The 314-nt window shown below is 54.8% G+C and carries 1 protein-coding gene; it reads right to left on the bottom strand.

All coding sequences use genetic code 11. From position 1 onward, the window contains the following. Positions 1-273 (bottom strand): NAD-dependent epimerase/dehydratase family protein (locus RMT89_RS42045; RefSeq protein WP_315889027.1); only part of this gene is annotated, 273 nt, incomplete at its 3' end. Positions 274-314: the final 41 nt, after the last annotated feature.

Below are 314 nucleotides of genomic sequence, written 5' to 3'. Positions count from 1 at the left end.
CACGTTCTTACAGGCCTTTTGGCAATCCTCCAGGTTACGGATGTCCCCTTCGATAAAGGTGAAGCCCGCCCACTGCTCGGCTGAAACCTGCCCTTGCACTTCATCCAGGTTGTGCTGGAACCCCGTGGCAAAGTTATCCAGCCCGACGACACGCTGGTTCAGCTTAAGCAGATGCTCCAGCAGGTTGGAGCCGATAAAACCGGCCACGCCGGTGATTAGCCAGGTTTTCGGGTTGGCAGGAAAAGCTTCAAGCAGTTTTGAATAGGCAGTCATAGTCCATACGCACGCCCTTCAATAAAGGAGCGGGCGTATGG

It is taken from the genome of Streptomyces sp. P17 (assembly GCF_032436805.1).
In the GTDB taxonomy this organism is placed as follows: Bacteria; Actinomycetota; Actinomycetes; order Streptomycetales; family Streptomycetaceae; genus Streptomyces.
This window is presented reverse-complemented; position numbering and strand designations above follow the sequence as displayed.